General features: G+C 67.2%; 18 protein-coding genes. 2 read left to right on the top strand and 16 right to left on the bottom strand.

Going from position 1 to position 22,426, the window contains the following annotated elements; genetic code table 11:
* From VNS22_RS04805 to VNS22_RS04750, 12 genes are all read right to left on the bottom strand, one after another.
* The coding region (locus VNS22_RS04805) for an AAA family ATPase (protein ID WP_325730149.1) at positions 1 to 2,557 on the bottom strand (2,557 nt) is incomplete at its 3' end.
* Entirely contained in the window at positions 2,554 to 3,783 is a 1,230-nt protein-coding gene (locus VNS22_RS04800) for an exonuclease SbcCD subunit D C-terminal domain-containing protein (RefSeq protein WP_325730147.1), read from the bottom strand. The genes VNS22_RS04800 and VNS22_RS04805, both read right to left, overlap by 4 nt.
* Before the next feature lie 136 nt (positions 3,784 to 3,919).
* The gene (locus VNS22_RS04795; RefSeq protein WP_325730145.1) at positions 3,920 to 5,044 is read right to left on the bottom strand and encodes an acetoin dehydrogenase dihydrolipoyllysine-residue acetyltransferase subunit; all 1,125 of its coding nucleotides are present in this window, start codon (positions 5,042 to 5,044) and stop codon (positions 3,920 to 3,922) included.
* Positions 5,044 to 6,057 carry an alpha-ketoacid dehydrogenase subunit beta gene (locus tag VNS22_RS04790; RefSeq protein ID WP_325730143.1) on the bottom strand — a complete coding sequence of 338 codons (1,014 nt, stop codon included), beginning with the start codon at positions 6,055 to 6,057 and terminating at the stop codon, positions 5,044 to 5,046. Before VNS22_RS04790 ends, VNS22_RS04795 begins: the two co-directional genes overlap by 1 nt.
* A 24-nt stretch (positions 6,058 to 6,081) precedes the next feature.
* Positions 6,082 to 7,047, bottom strand: coding sequence for a thiamine pyrophosphate-dependent dehydrogenase E1 component subunit alpha (locus tag VNS22_RS04785; RefSeq protein WP_325730141.1), 966 nt, complete (start codon positions 7,045 to 7,047; stop codon positions 6,082 to 6,084).
* A gap of 131 nt (positions 7,048 to 7,178) precedes the next feature.
* Positions 7,179 to 8,270, bottom strand: coding sequence for an ABC transporter ATP-binding protein (locus tag VNS22_RS04780; RefSeq protein WP_325730139.1), 1,092 nt, complete (start codon positions 8,268 to 8,270; stop codon positions 7,179 to 7,181).
* Positions 8,271 to 8,340: 70 nt separating this feature from the next.
* Positions 8,341 to 9,219 (bottom strand): carbohydrate ABC transporter permease, encoded by an 879-nt coding sequence (locus VNS22_RS04775; protein WP_325730137.1) that lies wholly within the window; start codon positions 9,217 to 9,219, stop codon positions 8,341 to 8,343.
* Positions 9,220 to 9,222: 3 nt separating this feature from the next.
* Positions 9,223 to 10,245: a sugar ABC transporter permease gene (locus VNS22_RS04770; RefSeq protein WP_325730135.1), complete on the bottom strand. Its 1,023-nt coding sequence runs from the start codon at positions 10,243 to 10,245 to the stop codon at positions 9,223 to 9,225.
* 55 nt (positions 10,246 to 10,300) lie between these two features.
* Positions 10,301 to 11,827, bottom strand: a complete 1,527-nt coding sequence (locus tag VNS22_RS04765) for an ABC transporter substrate-binding protein (protein WP_325730133.1) — start codon at positions 11,825 to 11,827, stop codon at positions 10,301 to 10,303.
* A gap of 199 nt (positions 11,828 to 12,026) precedes the next feature.
* Entirely contained in the window at positions 12,027 to 12,881 is an 855-nt protein-coding gene (locus VNS22_RS04760) for a carbohydrate ABC transporter permease (RefSeq protein ID WP_325730131.1), read from the bottom strand.
* Positions 12,874 to 13,821 carry a sugar ABC transporter permease gene (locus tag VNS22_RS04755; protein WP_325730130.1) on the bottom strand — a complete coding sequence of 316 codons (948 nt, stop codon included), beginning with the start codon at positions 13,819 to 13,821 and terminating at the stop codon, positions 12,874 to 12,876. Before VNS22_RS04755 ends, VNS22_RS04760 begins: the two co-directional genes overlap by 8 nt.
* A 78-nt stretch (positions 13,822 to 13,899) precedes the next feature.
* Positions 13,900 to 15,546, bottom strand: a complete 1,647-nt coding sequence (locus VNS22_RS04750; RefSeq protein WP_325730129.1) for an extracellular solute-binding protein — start codon at positions 15,544 to 15,546, stop codon at positions 13,900 to 13,902.
* 264 nt (positions 15,547 to 15,810) lie between these two features.
* Here VNS22_RS04750 and VNS22_RS04745 point away from each other — a divergent pair, with 264 nt between their 5' ends.
* Entirely contained in the window at positions 15,811 to 17,034 is a 1,224-nt protein-coding gene (locus VNS22_RS04745) for a M23 family metallopeptidase (RefSeq protein WP_325730127.1), read from the top strand.
* A gap of 34 nt (positions 17,035 to 17,068) precedes the next feature.
* Here the strand turns inward: VNS22_RS04745 and VNS22_RS04740 are convergent, their stop codons facing one another.
* The 4 genes from VNS22_RS04740 to VNS22_RS04725 all read right to left on the bottom strand — a co-directional run bounded on the left by VNS22_RS04740 (position 17,069) and on the right by VNS22_RS04725 (position 21,209).
* The gene (locus tag VNS22_RS04740) at positions 17,069 to 17,641 is read right to left on the bottom strand and encodes an HNH endonuclease (protein ID WP_370467481.1); all 573 of its coding nucleotides are present in this window, start codon (positions 17,639 to 17,641) and stop codon (positions 17,069 to 17,071) included.
* Between the two features lie 159 nt (positions 17,642 to 17,800).
* On the bottom strand, positions 17,801 to 18,904 hold the full coding sequence (locus VNS22_RS04735; RefSeq protein ID WP_325730123.1) for a hypothetical protein: 1,104 nt from the start codon (positions 18,902 to 18,904) through the stop codon (positions 17,801 to 17,803).
* 57 nt (positions 18,905 to 18,961) lie between these two features.
* Complete coding sequence (locus VNS22_RS04730) at positions 18,962 to 20,200, bottom strand: calcium-binding protein (RefSeq protein ID WP_325730121.1); 1,239 nt, start codon at positions 20,198 to 20,200, stop codon at positions 18,962 to 18,964.
* Positions 20,201 to 20,213: 13 nt separating this feature from the next.
* A complete protein-coding gene (locus tag VNS22_RS04725) occupies positions 20,214 to 21,209 on the bottom strand; it encodes a calcium-binding protein (protein ID WP_325730119.1) in 996 nt (331 codons plus the stop codon).
* A gap of 144 nt (positions 21,210 to 21,353) precedes the next feature.
* Between VNS22_RS04725 and VNS22_RS04720 the strand changes: the two genes are divergently transcribed.
* Positions 21,354 to 22,424, top strand: coding sequence for an MBL fold metallo-hydrolase (locus VNS22_RS04720; protein ID WP_325730117.1), 1,071 nt, complete (start codon positions 21,354 to 21,356; stop codon positions 22,422 to 22,424).
* The last annotated feature ends 2 nt before the right edge of the window (positions 22,425 to 22,426 follow it).

The raw sequence follows: 22,426 nt of genomic DNA, 5'->3' as shown, positions 1-22,426 counted from the left end.
CGCCCTGCTGCTCCCCGAGTTCGCCGAGCCTGCCGCGAATCTCCTCGATGGCAGCAGTCCGGGATGTCCAGGCGGCCGCAAGGTCACGGCATTGCTCGGCCAGAGCCTGCGCATCCTTGCCATGCTGGTCCCGCCACGTGGTGCACGGGCCATCCAGCAGCTCGCCCAGGCGCGCCAGCACGCCGTCACGTTCCGCCTCGGTCGCGCGCAGGCGTTCGGCGCAGCGCTCTGCCTCCAGGGCCAGTTCGCGCTCCTGCTCCGTCGACTGGTCGCTGGCAGCGGCGAGGCCGTCCAGCCGGTCGCGCCGCTCCGCCAGGGCCGATTGCGCCTGCCCGAGCCGGGTCTCGACCTCGGTCAGGCGCGCCAGTTGCGCCGAGGCCTCACGTGCGAGTTGCTCGATCTGGTCCAGGTGATGGGCGCCACTCTCGGCGGGTGGCGATGGGAGCAGGCCTTCGCTCTGCGTGGCGATGGTGGCCAGGGCAACGTCGTGGCGTTCCTGCCAGCGTGCCTGCTCGACCAGGGAAGCTGCCTGCTGGCGCTCCAGTTGCGGGCGCTGCTCGGTGCAGGCGCGCAGCAGGGTGGCCGCTTCGACCGAGCGGCGCTGCAGTGCCTGGAAAGCTTCCTCCAGCTCCGCGACCCGCTGCTGGTCCGCCAGAACGCGCGTGGCCAGGACCTGGTCGGCCGGGGCCGCGGCATGTTCGATGGCACCGCAGACCGGGCACGGCTGGCCGGGCTGGAGCTGCAGGCGCAGATGCCTGGCCGCATCGCCGGCAGCGGCCTCGGACAGGTCCAGGCCGCGCCGGGCCTCGTCCAGCCGGGCGCGTGCCGCCGGCAGCGCCGCCTCGGCCAGGGACTGCTCGCCGGCCGCATGGGTGGCGCTCGCTTCGAGTCTGGCCAGTTCATCGGCCAGCTCGGCCAGGGTCGCGGCGATCCGCTTGGCCTCGCCGTCGGCCTGATCCAGGGCCTCCATTGCCGAGCGGAGCTGGCGGCAGCGGTCCAGCCGTTCCTGCACCGCCGGGCGGTCGATGGCGGCAATCTCGGCCTGAAGGCCGGCGATCCCAGCCGTCTCAGCCTGAACCGCGCCGCGCAGTTCGGCGATCTCGGCGGTGCGCTGTGCGGCCGCCTCGGCCAGGACCTGGCGCTGCCTGGCCAGTTCCGCATTGCGTTCCGCCAGCAGGGCCAAGCGCCGGTCATGTTCCGTGGCGGCCGCCAGATCCTGCAGGACCGGCCCGATCCGGCTGGCCAGCAGATCGAGGCCGGGATGCGCGTCCAGCCAGGTGGTGTGCTCGGCCAGCGCGGCGGTCGCCTCGGCATGAGCGGCGTCCAGGCGCTGGAGCGCCGCTTCGGCCTCGGACCGCTCGGCCAGGCGGCGGGCCTGCTCGGCCTCCGCGGCAACGGCCGCCGCTTCCGCACGTTCCAGCCGCACGTCCATGGCGCGCGCCTCGGCCAGCAACGGTGCCAGCCGGTCGGCTTCGCGCTGGACGTCGGCCAGCAGTTCGGCGGCGTCCCTGCTGGACGCCCCGGCCGCTTCCGCCTCGGCGGTCGCGGCCTCGCATGCCCTGGCGGCTGCCAGCTCCCGTGCCGCCAGCTCGGCCAGCTCGCGGGTGCAGCGTGCCCGCTCATCGAACTGCGGTCGCACCGTCAGCGCGCGCTCGTGGAGTGCCAGGGCCGCCCGTGCGCCATCCTCGGCGGCATGAGCGGCCTCCGCCTGGGCGGCAGCCGCTTCCGCCTCGGCCAGATGCGCGGCGAGCTTTTGGTCCTGCTCGTGCCAGACACGCTCCCGCTCCAGCCCGGCGCGTGCCTGGTCGAGCTCATCCAGCACTGCCTTGGCCGCCGCCTCGGCTGCCTCGGCGGCCTGGCGCTCCTCGGGCGGCAGCGGCACGGCACCGGCGATCCGCTCGTCCAGCAGGGCCAGCGCCTGCTCCTCCTGCTTCTTGCGCCGGAACGCCGCCCTGGACAGCTCGGCATAGATGAAGGTGCCGGTGATCCGCTCCAGCAGCTCGGCGCGCTCCTTGGCATTCGCGCGGATGAAGGTGTCGAAGTCGCCCTGGGCCAGCAGGACCGCGCGGCGGAACTGGTCGAAGCTGAGCCCCACCCGGCGCTCGATCTCGGCCAGCGTCTCGAGCTTCTTGTCGCCGATGACCTGGCCGGTCGCGAGGTCGGTGAGCGTGATGCTCTGGGCTTGCAGCCGGCCGTCCGAGCGGCCCCGCGCCCGGCGGAGCTGCCAGCGCGAGCGGTAGTCGCGGCCATCCTGGCCGGTGAAGTCGACCTCGGCATAGGCCTCGGCCGCACCATGGCGCAGCACGTGGCGGACATCGTTGTACTGGACCTGCTCGCCCTCGCGCTCACCGACCTTCTCCCGGTCGGCATGGTCGAAGCGCGGCAGGCGGTCGAACAGGGCCAGGCACATCGCGTCCAGCAGGGTCGACTTGCCGGCCCCGGTCGGCCCGGAGATCGCGAAGATGCCGGCACTGCGCAGGGGCTCGGCCTCGAAGTCCAGCTCGAAGGGGCCGGCCAGGCTGGTCAGGTTCTGGCCGCGGATGGCGCGGATCCTCATCGCGGCGCTCCTTCCGCCTGCTGAACCTCGGCCAGCAGCTCCTTGAACGCCTGGAGCAGGTCGGGGGCCGGGTCCTGGCCGCCATGCTCGGCGCGGTGCAGCTCGGCGAACACATCGGTCTCGGCGAGTTCGGCCAGCTCGCGTGCCGCCGCCTCCTTCTGGCCCGCCGCGGCCGCAGGGGCTTCGCGGCCGATCCGGACCAGGCGCACCGGCTTGCCCTGGAGTGCCTGGTCGATCCGGCGGCGCAGGTCGGGCTGCGGCCCGTCCAGCCGGACCACCACCTCCAGGAATGGCCGGCGCTCACGGCCGGGATCATCCAGGGTCAGGGCCTGGAGCTCGGCCTCGATCGTCTCCAGAGGTGCGGCACCCTGGGCCGGTACGCGCAGGAACGGGACGAGGCGCGGGGCCTGGACCGGCTCGACCCGGGAGCGACCGTCCGCGTCCAGCTCGACCAGCAGGATGCCGTGCCGGTAGTGGCGCTCGGTGACCGACAGGGGAAAGGGGGAGCCGGCATAGCGGATCTCCGTCGGGCCTTTCAGCCGCTGCGGCCGGTGGAGATGGCCGAGTGCCACATAGGCTGCGTGCGGCGGATAGATCGAGACCGGCACGGTTTCCTCGCCGCCGATCACCACCCGCCGCTCGCTAAGCTCGGAGATCTCGCCGCCGGTGACGTGCAGATGGCCGGTGACGACCAGGGGCAGGTTGCCGCGCTGTGCGTCGGCATGGGCCACCGCCAGACGGTGCAGCCGGGCGATGCCGCTCTCGCCGTCGGCCGGCTCCGGCAGGTCGCCCGGGCGCAGATAGGGGACCGCCACGCACCAGGCGGCCGGCGTGCCGTCGCGGCGGCGCAGCGGAACCGACAGGGCGGCGGGGTCGGGCCTGCCGTCCCTGCGCGGCACGGCGCCGATGATGGTGATCCGCGTGCTGTCCAGGAGGGGGCATGGCAGCTCCAGGCGCGCGGCGGAATCGTGGTTGCCGCCGGTCAGCACGATCTGCAGGCCGGGCACGTCGCGGAGCAGCGAGGCCAGGAACTCGTAGAGCCGCCCTTGCGCGGCGGTGGACGGGTTGACCGTATCGTAGAGGTCGCCCGTCACCAGCAGCACGTCGGCCGCCAGTGCGGTGACCTGCCCCTTCAGCCAGGCGAGGAAATGATCGTGCTCGGGACCGCGGTCGAAGCCCAGGATCTCGTGGCCGAGATGCCAGTCGGACGTGTGGATCAGACGCATGCGCTGCCGGTGGCTGGAGGGATCGGCACTGTCCTAGCGGGATGGCCGGGGACATGGCCAGGGCCCTCCGGAAACGGCAAGGGAGGCACCCGCTTGGCGCAGGTGCCTCCCCCCTTGGTTTTCCGGATCGGTCGCTTCAGTCCGCCGCGGCGAACGCCAGGATGGCCTGGTTGACCTCGGCCGACTTCTCCATGTGGATCAGATGGCCGGCATCGTCGAAGGTCGTGACCTTGACCGAGCCCGGCAGGCCCTCGCCGTGCCTGGCCGGCACGATCTTGTCCTGGGTGCCCCAGATCACCTGGACCGGCACCTTCACCGAGCCCAGCTGGTCACGCAGCGAGAGCGCCTGCTTGCCGCCGGCGAACACCGCGTCGCGCACCTTCTTGAGCGCGGCGTCGACCCCGTCCAGGCGCTTGAACTTCAGGACGTCCTCGACCATGTCGCCGGTCACCATCTCGGGCTTGGCGACCAGCATCTGCAGGATCGGCTCCAGCTTCTTGCGCCGCGACGCCTCGATGAAGCCGTTGATGTACTCCATCGAGATGTCGGGGCCGAGCCCGGCCGGGGCCAGCAGGGTCGCCGAGGCGACCCGGTCCGGGTGGTGCGTCGCCAGGTAGAGCGACACGCCACCGCCCATCGAATGGCCGACCAGATGCGCCTTCTGGATGCTCTTGGCATCCAGGAAGCCCAAAACGGTCTTGGCCTGGCCGGCGATGTCGGCCTCGCCCACGTCCTTGGTCGAGCCGCCATGACCCGGGAGGTCGATGGCGTAGGTCGTGTGCTTCTCCGCCAGGGCCGGCTGGTTGAACAGGAAGTTGTTCAGGTCGCCGCCATAGCCGTGGATCAGCACGATCGGGGCACCCGAGCCATCGCCGATCTGCAGGTAGCGGATGCGCTGGCCGCCCACCTCGACGGTCTCGGGCTCCGGCCCCTTCTCCGATGCCGAGGCAGCGAGCTGCTCGGCGAACTTCGCCTGGAAGTCATCGACGAAGCTGCTGATCTCGGCGTCGCTCACCGAGTCGTCGGCAACCACCCCGAGCAGGGCGCCGACGGGGACAGTCTCCCCGCCGGTGACGAGGATCCTGCGCAGCTTGCCGGCAACCGGGCTCTCGAAGGCGTTGGCGATCTTCGAGGTCTCGATGTCGGCGATCTCCTGGCCCTTGGAGACGGTAGCGCCCTCCTCCACGTGCCAGGCAGCGAGCATTCCTTCCTGCATCGCGAGGCCCCATTTGGGCATCACGATCGTCTGGATCTCTGACATCAGTGCGACTTCCCCGTGACCGAGCGCACGGCCGCCTCGATCTTGTCCATGCTCGGAATGTAGAGGTCTTCCAGCGCCGCCGAGAACGGCACCGGCGCGTGCGGGGCCGTGACCATCTTGATCGGCGCCTTCAGCTTGTCGAAGGCTTCCTGGCAGATCAGCGCCGAGATGTCGGTCGCCATGTTGCAGCGCGGATGGGCCTCGTCGACCACGACCACGCGGCCGGTCTCGGCGGCGGTCTCCAGGATCGTCTCGGTGTCGAGCGGCGAGGTGGTGCGCGGGTCGACCACCGTGCAGGAGATCCCGTCCTTGCTGAGCTTGTCCGCCACGGTGTTGGCGAAGTTCACCATCCGGCCGAACGCGATGATCGTCGCGTCGTCGCCCTCGCGGGTCACGTTGGCCTGGCCGAACGGGATGGCATAGGTCTCGTCGGGGACCTCGCCCTCCATGTCGTACATGGCCTTGTGCTCGAAGAAGATCACCGGATCGTCGTCGCGGATCGCCTGGATCAGCAGGCCCTTGGCCTCGTACGGGTTGGAGGGGAGCGCCACCTTCAGCCCGGGGATGTGGGTGAACATGTTGTAGAGGCACTGGCTGTGCTGCGAGGCAGCCCGGAAGCCGGCGCCGTACATGGTGCGGATCACCACCGGCGTCTTGGCCTTGCCGCCGAACATGTACTTGAACTTCGCCGCCTGGTTGAAGATCTGGTCGAAGCAGACCCCCATGAAGTCGACGAACATCAGCTCGGCCACCGGGCGCAGGCCGGACGCGGCGGCACCCACCGCGGCACCGATGAACCCGCTCTCGGTGATCGGCGTGTCGAGCACGCGATCCGGACCGAACTTGGTGTAGAGGCCCTTGGTGACGCCCAGGGGCCCGCCCCAGGCATCATGCTCGCCGTCACCGCCGGCACCACCGGCGATGTCCTCGCCCATGATGACGATGGTCGGGTCGCGCTCCATCTCCTGCGTCAGCGCCTCGCTGATCGCCTGCCGATAGCTCTTCTTGGCCATGTTGTTCGCTGCCGCTCAAAAGGATCAGTAGGAGATGTAGACGTCGGTGAGCAGATCGGCCTCGGTGGGCTCGGGCGCCGACTTGGCCTGGACCACGCACTGCGCGATCCGGTCCTTCACGCTCCGGTCGATCTCGTCGAGCGCGGAACCCTCGAGCAGCCCGGCCTCGGTCACCCGGCGGCGGAACAGCATGAGCGGGTCCTTGTTGGCCCGGTAGTTCGCCACCTCGTCGGCCGGGCGATAGGTCATCGCGTCGCCTTCGAAGTGACCGTAGTAGCGCAGCACCCGGCTGTGGATGAGCGACGGACCGCCGCCATTGCGGGCACGCTCGACCGCCTCGCGGGCCGCTTCCCAGACCGCGAAGAAGTCGCTGCCGTCGACCTCGACCGCCGGGATGTCGAACGCCTTGCCGCGGTTCACCTGGCTGCCGGCCACCGAGTACTTCGACGAGGTCGCCTCGGCATAGCCGTTGTCCTCGACCACGAAGATCGCGGGCAGGTTCCAGACCTTGGCCAGGTTGTAGCTCTCGAACACGGTGCCCTGGTTGGACGCGCCGTCACCGACGAAGGCCACGGCCACGCCGCCGTTCTTCAGCGTCTTGGCGGTGAGCGCAGCACCGCAGATCAGCGGCGGGCCGCCGCCGACGATGCCGTTGGCACCCATCATGCCCTTGGACAGGTCGGCGATGTGCATCGACCCGCCCTTGCCGCCGCAGAGCCCGTCCTTCTTGCCGAAGATCTCGAGCATCATCGCGTGCTCGTCACAGTCCTTGGCCAGGCAGTGGCCGTGGCCGCGGTGCGTGGACGCGATGTAGTCGTTGTCGTTCAGGTGCATGCACACGCCGACACCCGAGGCTTCCTCACCCGCATAGAGATGGACGAAGCCCGGAATGCTGCCGGCCGAGAACTCCTCGTGCACGGCCTCCTCGAACTCACGGATCATCACCATCCGGCGATATGCCTTGAGCAGATCCTCACGACTTAGCTGCACTTCTTACCTCCCAGGTCCGCCCCAATCGTCAGGCGAACCGTTTCACCGACCAACGCCGGCTTTTCCGGTCGTTGCGTCAAGCCTTCCCAGACTGCGGCTAGTGCCGTTCCCCCCGCGCCGTTCTTCGACGGTCAGAACAGGGCCACGCCGTCGTCTTTACCGAACAGGTGCCACCTCCCCCGGTCCAGGGTCAAGTAGCATGGGCCGTCCATCCTACCCTCGAAGTCGGGGCGGGTCTTGACCAGCACCTTGTCCTTGCCGAGCGAGACATCGACCAGCATGTCGCCACCGATCGGCTCGGTCACCAGGATCCGGCCACCGAAGGAATCCGGGCTCTGCGTCGTGCTGATCGCGACCTGGTCCGGGCGGATGCCCATGCGCACCTCGTCCTGAGCGTAGCGCCCGCGCACGATCGCGGCCTGCTCCGGGCGGAGTGCCAGATTGAAGCCCGGATGGACCAGGCGCAGTTCGCCGTTCTCCTCGACGATCCGGCAGTCCAGGAAGTTGATCGGCGGCTCCCCGACGAAGCCCGCGACCCAGGCATTGACCGGGTGGTCGTAGATCTGCCTGGGCGTGCCCAGCTGCTGGAGCACGCCGTCGTTCATCACCGCGATCCGGTCGGCCATCGACAGGGCTTCGAGCTGGTCGTGGGTGACGTAGATCATGGTGGTGCCGAGCCGGCGCTGCATCAGCTTCAATTCGCCGCGCATATGGGCGCGCAGCTTGGCATCCAGATGGGCGATCGGCTCGTCGAACAGGAACAAGGCCGGCTCGCGCACGATCGCCCGGCCGATCGCGGTGCGCTGCTTCTGCCCGCCGGACAGCTCGCCCGGCCGACGCTCCAGCAGGTGTCCGATCTCCAGGATCGCGGCCGCCTTGCGGACGCGCTCCTCGATCACGCTGCGCTCGACACCGCGCAGCTTCAACGGGTTCGCCATGTTGTCGAACACGGTCTTGTGCGGGTAGAGCGCGTAGTTTTCGAACACCATGGCGATGTCGCGGTCACGCGGCGGCAGGTCGTTGACCCGCTTGGGCCCGAAGCGGATCTCGCCGGCACTGATATGCTCCAGACCCGCCAGCATCCGCAGCGTCGAGGACTTGCCGCAGCCCGAAGGCCCCAGCACCGCCACGAACTCGCCGTCCGCCACCTCCAGGTGCAGTTCCTTCACCGCGGCCGTCTGGCCGTAGTACTTCCAGACCTTGTCGATGCTCACCGAAGCCATAGAGAAATCCTCAACCCTGCCCTGCTGGGGCGATCGTTCTTGTTGCGGGCGCTCTTGCTGCCGGGGCCGGTCATTCGCGCACCGCCCCCATGGTCAGCCCGGTCACCAGGTAGCGCCGGATCAGCAGGCCCAGGAACATCATCGGCAGGGTGGTCACCACGCCGGCCGCCATGATGCTGCCCCACTGGATGTTCTGCGGCTGGACCAGTTCCTTGGTGGCGACCGGCAGGGTCTTGGCACCGCCGGAGCCGATGATCGAGGCGAACAGGAAGTCGTTCCAGGCGAACAGTACGCACAGGACCAGGAACGCGCCGATCCCGGGCGCCACCAGCGGCAGGATCGAGCGGAACGCCTGCAGCCTGGTGGCACCGTCCACCATCTGCGCCTCCTCGATCGCGTAGGGCACGTTGTCGAAGAAGCCCTTGAGGATCCAGATGGCGAACGGCAGGTTGAAGGTGGTGTAGGCCAGGATCAGGCCCCACAGCGATCCCACCAGCTCCAGCGAGCGGAAGATCGCGTAGAGCGGCACCATCACCGCCACCACCGGCGCCATGCGCGTGCTGATGATCCAGAAGAACAGGTCCTTCTTGCCGCGGAACTCGGTGCGCGAGAGCGCATAGGCACAAGTCGCCCCCAGCGTGACCGAGACCACCGCCGAGCCCAGCGCCGCGGCGACGCTGTTGAAGAAGTAGACGCCGAAGTTCAGGTTCACGAACAGGTTGGCGTAGTGCTTGAACGTCGGCTGGAAGTCGAAGAACAGCGCGATGCCGCTCCAGTCGCCCACCGCCGGGATCCTGAAGGCCTCCAACAGGTCCTTCAGGGAGGAAACGAACATCACGAAGATCGGCAGGACCGTCCAGAGCAGGTAGACGGCCAGGAAGATCACCACCGCCACGTTGGCGATGCGCCGCGCCGGCGACGCATATTCGACCACATCCTTGGAAGCCATGGCTCAGCCCTCCGTCCGGCCGACATTGCGCGCAGCGGGACTGTCGAAGATCTTCACCAGGAACATGCCCAGGATGATCGTCACCACCAGCAGCGTCAGCGCGATCGCGGCACCGCGGCCGAGCTTGAAGTACTGGAAGGACACGTCGAACAGATAGACCGGCAGGATGTTGGTGGCGTCCGCCGGCCCGCCGCCGGTCAGGATCAGCACCGAGTCGATGAAGCGGAAATTGTCCATGAAGCGCAGCAGAATGCCGATCAGCAGGAACGGGTAGAGGTTCGGCAGGACGACCTGGAAGAAGTTGCGAATCTCCCCTGCCCCGTCGACCATGTTGGCTTCGAGCTGGTCGCGCGGCACCCGCTTGAGGCCGGCCAGCGTGATCAGGACGATCAAGGGCGTCCACTGCCAGATGTCGACCAAGACCAGGCCGATCATCGCGGTGCTGGGCGAGCCCAGGATCGAGGTCTCGCCCAAGAGGCCCACGCTCTGCATGAACCAGTGATACCAGCCGAACGTGCCGTTATAGAGATAGTACCAGACCAGACCCGCGATCGCCGGCGCCATCATCATCGGCATCAGGAACACGGTCACCAGGACCTTCTCCCAGCGCGACCGGTTGAGCAGGACGGCGATCAGCACGCCCAGGACCACCTCGAAGAACAGGCACAGGGCGCTGTACTGGATCAGCAGCAGCCAGCCGTTCGAGAACTTGGTGTCACGGGTAAACAGCCGCTCGAAGTTCTTCAGCCCGATCCACTTGTCGCCCGCCATGACGTCCACGTCATGGAGGCTCATCCAGATCAGCCAGAAGAACGGGTAGAGTGAGATCGCTGCCAGCGTGATGATCGCCGGGGCCATCATGTAGAAGTAGTAGCGGCGCGACGGCTCGGGATTGCGGACGGCGGGCTCGCGCTCCAGCACGGTCACGCCGTCACGGGTGACGAAACCCGGCATGATGCCGACCGGGTTGATGCCGCCTGGGGCATCGCCACGCAGTGCACCGCCGGAAAGAACTTGGGTGGCCATGCCTGCTCCAAGAGCGATCCGCCGGCCATGAGCGGCCGGCGGACACCAACATTGCTCAGATGTCGTTCAAGTCATCGACCTGGTCGCGGATCGATTCACAGGTCGCGGCCGGGTCCTGCTGGCCGGAGAGGCACTTCTGCACCTCGGTCAGGATGATCTGATAGTACTCGTTCGCCTCGGGGATCTTCGGACCCAGCACGAAATGCGGGTCCTTGATGCCGTAGTCGTAGACCGCGTCGAAGGTCAGCGCGTTCGGCATGTCGGTCGGCCGCTGGCGCGCCTCCTTCACCCCCGGCATGTCCATCACCGCCTTGCGGGTCGGCGTGCCGCCGACACCCTTGAGCACGTTGTACTGGGTGTCCTTGGAGGTCGACCACACGGAGAACAGGTAGGCGGCGCGCTTGAGGTCGTCGGAGGCATTGTTGTTGATGCCGATGCCGCCGATGCCGCAATTGGTGCCGTTGACCGCCTGGCCGCCATTCTTGATCCAGCTGGCCTCGCCCTTCGGGCAGGCGGCGTATGCAGTCTTGCCCCCGGCCGCGCGGCTGGTCTTCTCGTCCTCGATCGACGCCGCGAACTCGTGGTACTGGACCTGCATCGCGATCTGGCCGGCCTGGTAGACCGTGTTGAGCTGCAGCGTGTCGTTGGCGAGGTTGTCCGGATGGGCGACGTCGGCCAGCTCCTTCCACTTCTCCATCAGGAAGACCGAGGCCTCGTCACCCCAGCGGGTCGGGCCCGGCTCCTTGGAGCCCAGCTTGTCGTCGACGTCGAACTCGGTCCACTGACCGTGCGCGAACATCAGGCGCTGGATGTCGAGCTGCGCGGTCCAGGCGAACGAGCCCTGGTGCTGAGCATAGCCATACGGCACGTCCTGGCCGGCCGCGCGCAGCTTCTTGAAGAACTCGGCGAACTCGTAGACGTTCTTCCAGGTGGTGTCGTTCGTGAACTCCATCCGGTAGCCGTACTCCTTCTCGAAGTCCGGGCTGTGCTGCTCGAACAGGTCCTGCCGGTAGAAGGTGCAGGCCACCGCCGAGTCGTACGGGAACGCGATCAGCCGATCGCGCGTATACATGGTCCCGCAGGCATCGAGGAAGTTCTCGAACCAGGCGTCCGCCCCCATCCCGTCCGGGTCCTGGGGCAGCGTGTCGTCGTTGATGAAGTCGTTAAGGTTCGCGAAGTAATCAGCGAAGGGCGCGCCGATCGGCTTGTCCTGCACGTAGTTCAGGTGAAAGTCGGCCTTGCCGCTACGCAGGTCGATGCCGACCTTCTGCTGCACCACCGGCAGGTCGTCGGTCAGGATCTCCACCTCGATGCCGGTCAGGTCGTAGAACGGCTTCAGGTTCTCGCGGATCGCGAAGGAGGGCGGCGTGTTCTCGCTCATGAACACGAGCTTGGTGCCCGAATACTGCTTCCACTTGGCGTCGTCGGAGGACGCCGCCTGGACGGGGTTGCGCGTCACCACCGAGCTCAGGCCCACCGCGATCGAGCCGGCACCCAGCGCGGTCGCGACCCCGCCGCCCAGCTCCAGGAACTTGCGCCGGGGAATCCGCTTATAGATCGCGTTCTTCGGAACATAGAACATCGAACAGCCTCCCTGCTTTCGGAACGGCGTGCAGGGCCGCCTCGTCCCGAACACCGGACCAGGCTCTCTGAGCGCCGCTCCTGCCGGACCTTTGCCGGTCCGTGCATCCCCAATCGACGGCCCGTCGTGCAGGCCGCACCTTTGTTGTCCCGGCGCAGCTAACGGGACCGATTTCTTCTCGTCAAGCGACGCCGCTGGCTCAGCCCTTCACGGCCCCCATGGTCAGCCCCCGGACGATGTAGCGCTGTGCTATCAGCGCAATCAGCACGGGCGGAATCACCGCCACCATCGCCCGCACGCCCATGAACCAGAACTGCACGCCGCGCGTGTCGACGGCCCCCGCGATATGCACCGGAATGGTGATCACGTTCTGGCTGCTGATCGCGACCGCGAACAGGAACTCGTTCCAGCTGAACGCGAAGATAATCAGTCCCGTGGCCGCCATGCTGGGGGCGGCCAGCGGCAGCGCCACCCGCCAGAACGCGGTCCAGTAGCTCGCACCGTCGACCAGCGCCGATTCCTCCAGCTCCACCGGCAGCTCCAGGAAGGTCTGGCGCAGGATCACCACCACGAACGGCAGGACGAAGGTGGCGTTGATCAGGATCAGCGCCAGATGGGTGTCCAGCAGGTTGAAGGTGCGCATGATCAGGTAGAACGGGATCACGGTCGCCACCGGCGGCAGGATCCGCTGCGACAGGAACCAGATGGTGATGTCCTGGTTCTTCCAGGTCCGGAACTGGAACCGGGCCACCGCATAAGCGGCGGGCACGCCCAGGACCAGCGCCAGGACCGCGGCCGAGATCGAGATCACCGTGCTGTTGTAGAGGGCGCGCATCGTCTCAGGGGTGCCGACCTGGTCGATCCAGTTCCCCAGCGTCGGCTCGAAGTTCACCCAGGGGATGCCGAAGCCCGCGACGGTGAACGTGTCCAGCGGGTTGCGCAGCGACTGGGAGAACGACCAGTAGATCGGGAACAAGAAGGCCATCGTGACCGCGATCGCCAGGATCGAGAACACGGCCCAGCGCAGCTGTGCTGCGGCTCCACGCTCACCCATAGCTCTGTCGCAGCCTCCGGAAGAACAGCAGGACGACCACCATGACCACGGCCAGCAGCCCATAGGCCATCGCACTGGCATAGCCCAAGTCGAAGAATCGCAGCCCCGTCCTGAAGGCCAGGAAGGAATAGGACTGGGTCGCGGTGCCGGGGCCGCCGCCGGTGAGCGCGAAGGGGATGTCGAACAGCTTGACCGCCTCGGCGATCCGCAGGAGCAGCACGATGATGATGGTCGGCTGCAGGAGCGGCAGCAGCACCCTGAACAGGATGTCCGGGCCGGACGCACCATCGATCCTGGCCGCTTCCAGGAGCTCGTCCGGCACGCCCTGCAGGGCTGCCAGGAAGACCAGGAAGCAGAACGGCGTCCATTGCCAGATGTCGACCAGGGCCACGGAGAACAGGGCCCAGTTCGGGTTGGACAGCCAGGGGATGCCGGTGAACGCGAGCGGCCCCCCCTCCTCGTAGAAGATCGTGAAGAACGAGTAGCCCATCGCGATCGGCGTGGCGAAGATCGGCAGGATCATGATCGCGCGCAGCGTCGACCGGCCCATGAGCGGCCGGTTGAACAGGAGTGCGATCAGAAAGCCCAGGCACAGCTCGATCGGCACCGCGACCAGCACGAACACGAGCGTGACCTTGATCGCCTCGTGGAGCTGCGGATCGGTGAACAGCCGCTTGAAGTTGGTGAGCCCCACGAACTCGGTCGTGGTCACGGTGTTGCGGACCACCACGTTCTTGGTGCGCGGCTGGCCCTTGCTGTCCAGGACCGGCTGGCCCGCTTCATCCAGGACCGGCTCCTTGACGCGCTCGACCTGGGTGGCCTGGTCGATCTTGTTGAAGGCGATGAACAGCGAATAGCCAAGCGGGAAGATGGTGAAGAGAAGCACCCACACGACCGCGGGTGCGAGGAACAGGAACCGTACCCGGCTCGTCCAGCGCATGCGTCCGCTCCAGTCGTCGATCCGAGCCCGAAAGTCCCGCCGGGGCCGTGACGGCCCCGGCGGAAGTGCAGAACCGGATCAGTCCTGGTAGCCGATCGCCGCCCTGTAATCGGCCAGCTGCTTGTCGCGGCCGATCCGGTCGGTCACCTGTTCCCAGGCGGCCGCGGTGTCGTCGAGCGCCTGCTGCGCAGTCTTCGAGCCGGCCATGGTCGAGGACAGGTTCTTGTCCAGGATGTCCCAGTATTCGAACGTACCGGGAATGCGCAGGTAGGGCAGGCTCACCGGTGCGAAGAAGGTCTGGTGATAGGCGTGGGTGTAGGCCTTGGCGTCGTCCGCGTTCCAGCCGGCCTTCTCGTAGTCCTCGATGCTGGCCGTGCCGCCGTCCTCGGGCAGGAACTGGTAGCTGAAGCCAGGGTCGACGCCGTCCCAGCCATACATCGCCATCATCTTGCTGACCGGCGGCATCGCCATCAGCGAGAGGAAGGAATAGGTCGCCTCGGGATTGGCCGAGAAGTTCGAGATGATGCCGTGCCAGGAGCCGCCGGTGGTGTTGCCGATCGGCTGCGGGTTGTCGGTCTTCACGAACTCCTTCTTCTCCATGTCATAATATTCGTTCGACGAGGGCAGCATCGCCGACGCGCAGTCGCCCTGGACCTTGGAGCGGGCCTCGTCCTGGCAGAGCGCGCCGAGATCGCCCCAGGAATAGGCGAACACCGCCTTGCCGCGCAGGAAATAGTCCCAGGCCTCGCCCAGCGACCAGCCGACCTGGGCGGCCGGGCCGGTCTTGTGCAGCTCCTGCAGATATTCCAGCGCCTTCACATGCCCGGGCATGTTGATCAGCGCCTTCATGTCGGTCGGATCGAACCAGTACACGTTGTGGTACTGGTCGAGTTTCTCGCCGGGCGTCATGGCGAACGAGGCCGACAGGGTCTGGAAGTGGTAGTGGCCCTGCTCGCCGACCTTGAGGTGCAGAACCGCGCCGTTGTCGGGCTCGGGGTCGCTGTCGTCCCAGTTCTTGCCGTTGAAGAACTTGGCGATGTCCAGGAGCTGCTGCCAGGTCTTCGGCGGCGACGGCAGGTCGTAGCCGTACTCGGCCTTGAAGGCCTGCTGGTGCTCCGGGTTCTCCAGCACGCTCTTGCGGTAGTAGAGGACCTGGCCGTCTGCGTCGTTCAGCACGCCGTAGGACTTGCCTTCCCATTGGTGCAGCGTTTTGAGCGATGGCGGCATCGCGTCATAGGACCATTGCGGATACTCGCCGGACGCCATCAGGTCGTCGATCTGGAAGAGCAGGCCGACCGGCGCCACGTCGCCATACCAGAACGCACCGGCCATGAACGCATCGTACTGGCCGGTGCCGTTGCGCAGGTCGAGCATCATCTTGGTGTAATGCTCGCCGAACGGCAGCTCGACGATGTTGACCTTGCCGCCCGACAGTTCCTCCCAGATCGGCCGGAACGAGTACAGGGGCCCGGAAATGCCGCCCTTGGGCCCGCCACTGTTCACGGTGACCGTGATCTCGACACCCTCGAAGGGCTTCTCGTCGGGGCCGAAGATCGAGCCCAGCTCCTCACGGCTGACGGTGATGACCTGGTTGTCGTATTCCGGCCCCATCTGGAGCGAGACGGTGTCGTCGTCGTTCCATGTGACCTGCCCCTCGGCGGCCGCCTGGCCCACCGAAAGCGCAAGGAGAGCGGTCGCGCCCAGCAGCGCGCACGTCATGCGCATGATCAGTCACTCCCTGAACCGCGGCCTGTATCGTTTTATCGGCCGTTAGCAAAAGTATGCGCAGGTGCGGCCGGCTTGAAAAGTCCGATCTAATCCGCCGGGAGGCCGCCTCGCCCGGCTGCCGTGCGTCCCGGTGCCTTCCTGCCCGGGCGATCCGCCACCGGCACGGCCACAGCGACATATACGTAGAATATGTTCCCTGAAATCGATAAGAGACTAGGCTCGTCTTTTCGAGGCAATTCCATTCCTGTGAACGGGCATATCATGAAGCGCCATTATTTGATCTTATTATGCGCTGCGGGCCTGCTCGCTGCCGGGTCGGCAGCGGACGCAGCCGAGGACGTGTTCACGCCGCTGACCGCGGTGCCGTTCAACCCGGCCACCACGCCTGTCCCGGGCACGGATGGCAGGTGGCACTTCGTCTATGAACTGGAGCTGACCAACACCCGCAGCGTGCCGGCGACGCTGGAACAGGTGGAGGTCGTGGGCGTGCCGCCGCCTGGCAAGGGCACCAGGCAGGCTCCCCCGCCCCGGCAGCCCGAGACGTCCGAGGTCCTGGCGACCTTCGATTCGCCGTCCTTCACGACCAGGCTGAAGCAGCTCGACAACCGGCCGGCGGAGAATGCCGAGCTCGAGCTGAACGCCACCCGCCTGTTCCTGGTCAACCTCGCCGTGGCGCGGCAGGACATCCCGGCAGAGCTCAGCCACATGCTGGATCTGACCGGTGCCGGCCTGGACGTGACCGACCCGAAGCCGGCGGAGCAGCGCTATCAGGCCGCCACCCTGGACGTGACCCGCAGCCTGCCGAAGATCCACCCGCCGCTGGCGGGCAAGGGCTGGCTCGCCATCAACGGCTGCTGCGCGCCGGGCGTCCACCGCTCGACCGCACTGCCGGTCAACGGCAAGCTCCATTTCGCCCAGCGCTTCGCCATCGACTGGGTGCGCCTGGACGAGCACGGGCGCCTGCGCAACGGGCCGCTCGACCAGGTCGAGAGCTATACCGCCTATGGTGCGCGGATCTATGCGGTGGCGGACGGCACGGTCGTCTCGACGCTGGACGGGCTGCCCGACCAGGTGCCGCCGCGGCTGCCCGATCCCAGCACCATCACGCTGGCCAATGTCGACGGCAACCACGTCGTGCTGGACATCGGCAACGGTCACTACGCCTTCTATGCGCACATGCAGGCCGGTTCCGTGCGGGTCCGGGTCGGGCAGAAGGTGCGCGCCGGCACCGTGCTGGGCCGGCTCGGCAACAGCGGCAACACCTCCGCACCCCATCTGCACTTCCACATCATGGACGGCAAATCGGTGCTGGGCTCGGAAGGCGTGCCCTACGTGATCGACCGCTTCAAGCTGGCCGGCAACATCCCGGACGCCGCCGTTCCCGCCGACATGGGCGGGAACTTCCGCCGCTTCCTGCGGCCGACGCCGCAGTTCCGCACCGAACAGTTCCCGCTCGACACGGATGTGATCGACTTCTGGCAGTGACCGCACCCGGCGGCGAGCGGGTCCCGCCGCCGGCTCAAGGCTCCAGCTCGCTGTCCCAGTAGAGGAAGTCGCGCCAGCTCTCGTGCAGATAGCCCGGCGGGAACTGCCGGCCGTTCTGGCGGAGCTGGTGGGTGCTGGGCTGCTGCGGAGGGCTCAGCGGGTGCATGCCGCATTCCCGCGGCAGGCGGCTGCCCTTGCGCAGGTTGCAGCGGGTGCAGGCAGTGGTGATGTTGTCCCAGGACGTACGGCCACCGCGCGAGCGCGGCACCACATGGTCGAAGGTCAGCTCCTGGATGGGCGCGGTGATGCCGCAATACTGGCAGGAGAAGCGGTCGCGCAGGAACAGATTGAAGCGGGTAAACGGCGGGCGCCGCTCCTGCGGCACATACTGCTTGAGCGCCACCACGCTGGGGAGCCGCAGCTCCTGGCCGGGCGAGCGGATCACCCGGTCGTAGTGGGAGAGCACCGCAATCCGGTCGAGGAACATGGCCCGGACCGTGTCCTGCCAGCTCCAGACCGAGAGCGGATACCAGCTGAGTGGCTGGAAATCGGCGTTGAGAACCAGCGCCGGGAAGGCCGACGCGGACAGGTGGGCATTCGCCGAGATCGAGGCGAAACGTCGTTGGCTGAAGGTCTGCGTGGTTGCGGCACGCCCCCTTTGGCTCGGGTTTCCTCGTCTACCTCGATCTGCCTAGACCCGTACCGCGACGGTTTCAAGACAGGGCTAGCGCGCCCCCTTCTTCCGCCGCAGCGCCATGCCGCCCATTCACGCGAAATCCGCCGCTGTCAGGGCCGCTACGCCGTAGAGGGTGATGGTGCCGGAGAACTCGAACGCGGAGGCTTGCTTCAGGGCATCGAACTTCCCGATGTCAATGGTCAGGCTGGGCTGCCGATCACCCATGAACGAGGCGAAGTCGCTCGAGATCGCATCATCGGTTCGGGTCAGGACACCGTCTTTGTTCGTGTCCAGGGCGGCGAAGTCGAACCTGTACCTGCCGTCGGGACCCTCGATCTGCCGATCCACCCGCCCTGCAATGTGCAGCTTGTCCTCCCCGGCGGTGAAGTCGCTGATCAGGTGGGAAACCTTGTACAGCAGGAAGAAGCCATCATCGATCAGCCACGAGTCGACATAGTGAAAGCTGAAGTCGAACGTGTCGGTGCCCGCACCCGCGGTCAGGACTGATTGCTTGGCTGCCGATTCGTTGTGGCCGGCGTGCAGAACATCGTCGCCGTCGCCGCCGAGCAGACGATCAGCTCCTTCTCCACCATAGAGCTGGTCATTCCCGGCACCTCCATCGAGCCGGTCGTCGCCCCAGGCCCCCTGCAAGGAATCGCTCCCGGTCTCGCCACGCAGGTTGTCAGCGCCTGAGCCACCCCAGGCCGTGTCATTCTCGTCGCCGGCGAGCAAGGTCATGATGTCGATCCTGTCCGGCTCCTGCAGGCGCGGCATCTCGATGCGATCATGGCCACTGCCGGCACGGACGAAGTTCGTCCCGGCACCCGGGTGGATCACATCATTCGCGCCGTTGCCGTCGATCCGATCGTCACCAGCATCGCCCCACAGGCTGTTCCGGCCGGGACCACCTTGGAGCAGGTCATTGCCGTCGCCACCGATGACCCGGTCGTCGCCCCACTGGCCGAACAGCCGGTCATGGCCGCTGCCACCGATGATCAGGTCGTCGCCGTTCTCTCCGTAGATCTGGTCGTCGCCCTCCTCACCCAGCAGGGTGTCGTCGCCCTCCTCGCCATGCAGGACATCGTCGGCAAGGTTGCCCAGCAGCAGGTCGTTGCCTGCCCTGCCAAGGATCGTGTCCTCGAAGGGGTTGCCTGACAGGCGATCGTCATGGGACGTGCCGGTGATCTTCGGCATGCTGCTTCCTCCCATTGGCTACCATTTGACCCGCAGGTCGAACGAAGCCAGGGTCGATCAGCCAACGGGGATGGTCTTGTCGCTGAACCGCAGGAACTCGATGTTCCGGAAGAGGTCGGTGCCGTCATCGACGGCAACGCCAGTGTACTGGATCATCCAGCCGCCATCCGGTTGCCTTTCATAGCGGTAGGCAGCCGAATGATCCCCGTAGGCCGCGGTATCAGTGCCCCCGCCGCCATCCAGCCGGTCGTTGCCCCCACCGCCCGAGAGAATGTCGGCGCCGGCATCCCCATGGACCTCATCCCTGCCAGCGTCTCCGGCAACAGTGTCGGCACCAGCGCCCCCGGAGATCTGGTCGTCACCCTCACTGCCCATCAGGCGGTCATTGCCGGCATCCCCTGTGAGGATGTCCTCGCCTTCGCCTCCCACGAAATTGTCGGCACCATTGCCACCGGACAGCCGGTCGTTGCCAGCGCCCCCGTTGGCGCCGTCGTCGCCCTCTCCGCCGGACAGCCGGTCATGGCCGCCTCCTCCATCGAGGCCATCTACGCCATCGCCCCCGAAGATCCGGTCGTTGCCGTCTTCGCCGGAAAGATAGTCGCTGCCAGCGTCTCCATGGAGCATATCGTCGCCGGTGCGCCCGAAGACGCCGAGGTCGTCACCGTCGCCGGCCCGGATCTCGTCGTCGCCATCGCCGCCGTCGAGACTGTCGTCGCCGGCCCCGCTCCAGAGCTTGTCGTCGCCACGCCCGCCATCCAGCCGGTCATTGCCCGTCCCGCCATGGAGCCAGTCGTCACCTACACCACCCGAGAAAGTGTCGTCGCCGCCTTCGGTGGCAAAGTGGAGGACGAGGGGATCACCGGGATCGACGGTGAGTCCGATCCGGTCGTTGCCATCGCCGCCGTGAAGTCGGTCGTTCTGGCCGCCGCCGAAGATGGTGTCGTTCCCGTCGTCTCCCCAAAGCTGGTCGACGCCGTTGCCGCCCTGGATGCGGTCGGCACCGCCGCCACCTCGGATCCAGTCCCAGCCTTCCTGGCCGTAGAGCCGATCGTCGCCGTCCTCGCCGAGGATCACGTCATCGCCAAGGCCGCCAAACCCCAGGTCGTTGCCGCTACCTCCGCGGATCCGGTCAGCACCGGCACCGCCGCGGATGCGGTCGTGCCCGGCCTCACCATGAAGCAGGTCGTCCCCGGCCTCCCCATTGATCGTATCGCCGCCGCCGCGACCATAGATCCCGTCCAGCAACGGCGTGCCGGTCAGCGTGTCCCTGTCGGCCGTGCCGATGATCGTAGCCATGTCGGGCTCCTGTTCAGGAGGTGAAATCGGACGCGGTGAGCCGGGTGATGCCGAACAGGGTGAGGGTGTCGCCGGCGAAGAATGGGGCATTGAAGCCGGTGGCGTCGCCCGCGTGGATCACCAGCGAGTCGCGCGTTGCGCCGTCGAGCGTCACCTTCTCGATATCCACATAGGCATCGCGCCCGTCGAGGCGACCGTTCTCGTCGCTGTCGAGTTCGGCAAAGGCGACGGTTCTGATTTCGAACGACTGGCCGATATCGGAGGCGATGGTGAACCGCATCGCCCGGAGCTTATCCTCGCCGCGGGTAAAGTCGGCGACGAGGTCATCGTCCGGGCTGATGAAGTCAGCCCGGCGTGCCGAGGAGTAGGTGCCACCAAAGTAATTGCCGTCGAAGACGACCGTGTCGCTGCCACCGTCCAGCCGGATCAGGTCGTGGCCGTCCTCTCCCTCGACCAAGTCATTGCCGCTGCCTCCGATCAGCAGGTCGTCGCCCGGCCAGCCGACCAGGGTGTCGTTGCCTGTGCCGCCGTCGAGGCGGTCGTTGCCGAAATTGCCGACCAGCAGGTCGTTGCCGCTGCCGCCATCAATGATGTCGCTCTGGCTATTGTCACCGTCGAAAGCCCACAGCTCCTGTACGGTCCCGTAGAGAACGTCATCGCCGGTACCACCGGACAGCCAGTCTGTACCGGCACCACCTTCGAAATAGTCATTGCCGCTACCACCGTGCAGTTCGTCGTCTTCCCCACCGCCGTCGAGCCGATCCGCGCCATCCTGGCCGAACAATCGGTCCGAGCCGATGCCGCCGTGCAGGCGATCATTGCCGTTCTGGCCGTAGAGCCGGTCATTCCCCTCCTTGCCCCAGAGCGTGTCGTTGCCCGTCTCGCCGAAGACCACGTCGTTCCCGAGCCCGCCGACGGCCGTATCGTTGCCGCCCCGGCCGTAGATCGTGTCCTTGGAGACCGTGCCGGTCAGCCATTCGCTCTGCACGGTGCCAGTGATCGTAGCCATGCTCTTCCTCCCTTCGGGAAAGAACTCCGGCACGGGTCAACCAGAACAAGGATACGGAAATACTTCCTATTGTCGCATGACACCGGCTGCCGGGGCAAGGGGCACCGGCTGGACGTCCGCTGATTCCATCCGCATCTTCCCGCCATGACCTCCCCCACCCGCCGCACCGTCCTGTCCAGCCTGGCGAGCGCACCGCTCCTCCTGGCCGGTTGCGGCGGCGGCCAAAGCGAATCGAGACAGCTTCCCGACATGCCCTGGCACCATCTGGACGGCGGCTTCCGCAACCCACCCGGCAGCCCCGTACGCGGTGGCGAGCGCAGCGAATGGTGGGCGTTCATGTGGCGCGGCTTCACCCGCCGCCAGCCGGTCGAGCTGCAGGACGGCCATGTGCTGGAGCCGGGTGCGGCCAGGGCGGCGCTGGCGGCAGCCGCAGACGGCGACATCGTCACCTGGCTGGGCCATGCCGGGTTTCTGCTCCGGCTGAACGGCAGATGGATCGCCATCGACCCGTTCCTGTCCGAGTATGCCTCGCCGATCCCGCCGTTCGGGCCCAAGCGCTTCTCGCCCGTGGCACTCGCCGCGGCCGACCTGCCGCCGATCGACCTCGTGCTCCTGTCGCACAACCATTACGACCATCTGGATCGCCCGACCCTGGAACGGCTGCCGCTGGCGGCGGACGCGACCCTGCTCTGCCCGCTGCAGGTCGCGGGCTATGTCGAGACCGGCCGGTTCGCCCGTGTGGCGGAGCTCGACTGGCACCAGTCCTGGGACGGCCCGGACCTGTCGGTCACCTGCCTGCCGGCGATCCATTTCTCGGCCCGCACGCTCTGGGACCGTAACCGCTCGCTCTGGGGCGGCTTCCTCCTGACCACGCCCGGCAAGCGGGTCTACTTCTCCGGCGACACGGCGTCCGGCCCGGTGTTCCAGGAGCTGGGTGCCGGCTATGGCGGCGTCGACCTGGCGCTGCTGCCGATCGGCGCCTACGAGCCGCGCGAGCTGATGCAGGCATCGCACTGCACGCCGGAGGAAGCGGTCGAGATCGGCCGGCTGTTCCGCGCCCGCCACGTGCTGGGCATGCACTGGGGCGTGGTGCGCCTGACCGACGAGCCGCCCTTCGAGCCGCCGGTGCGCTTTCGCCAGGCGATCGGCAGCGCCGGGCTGAACGAGAACTGGGGCTGGGTGATGGCGGTGGGCGAGACCCGCCCGCTCGACTGATG

This window comes from Geminicoccus sp., from assembly GCF_035556675.1.
Taxonomy (GTDB): domain Bacteria; phylum Pseudomonadota; class Alphaproteobacteria; order Geminicoccales; family Geminicoccaceae; genus Geminicoccus.
Note: the sequence above shows the minus strand (reverse complement) of the source record. Positions and strands in the feature narration are given on the sequence as shown.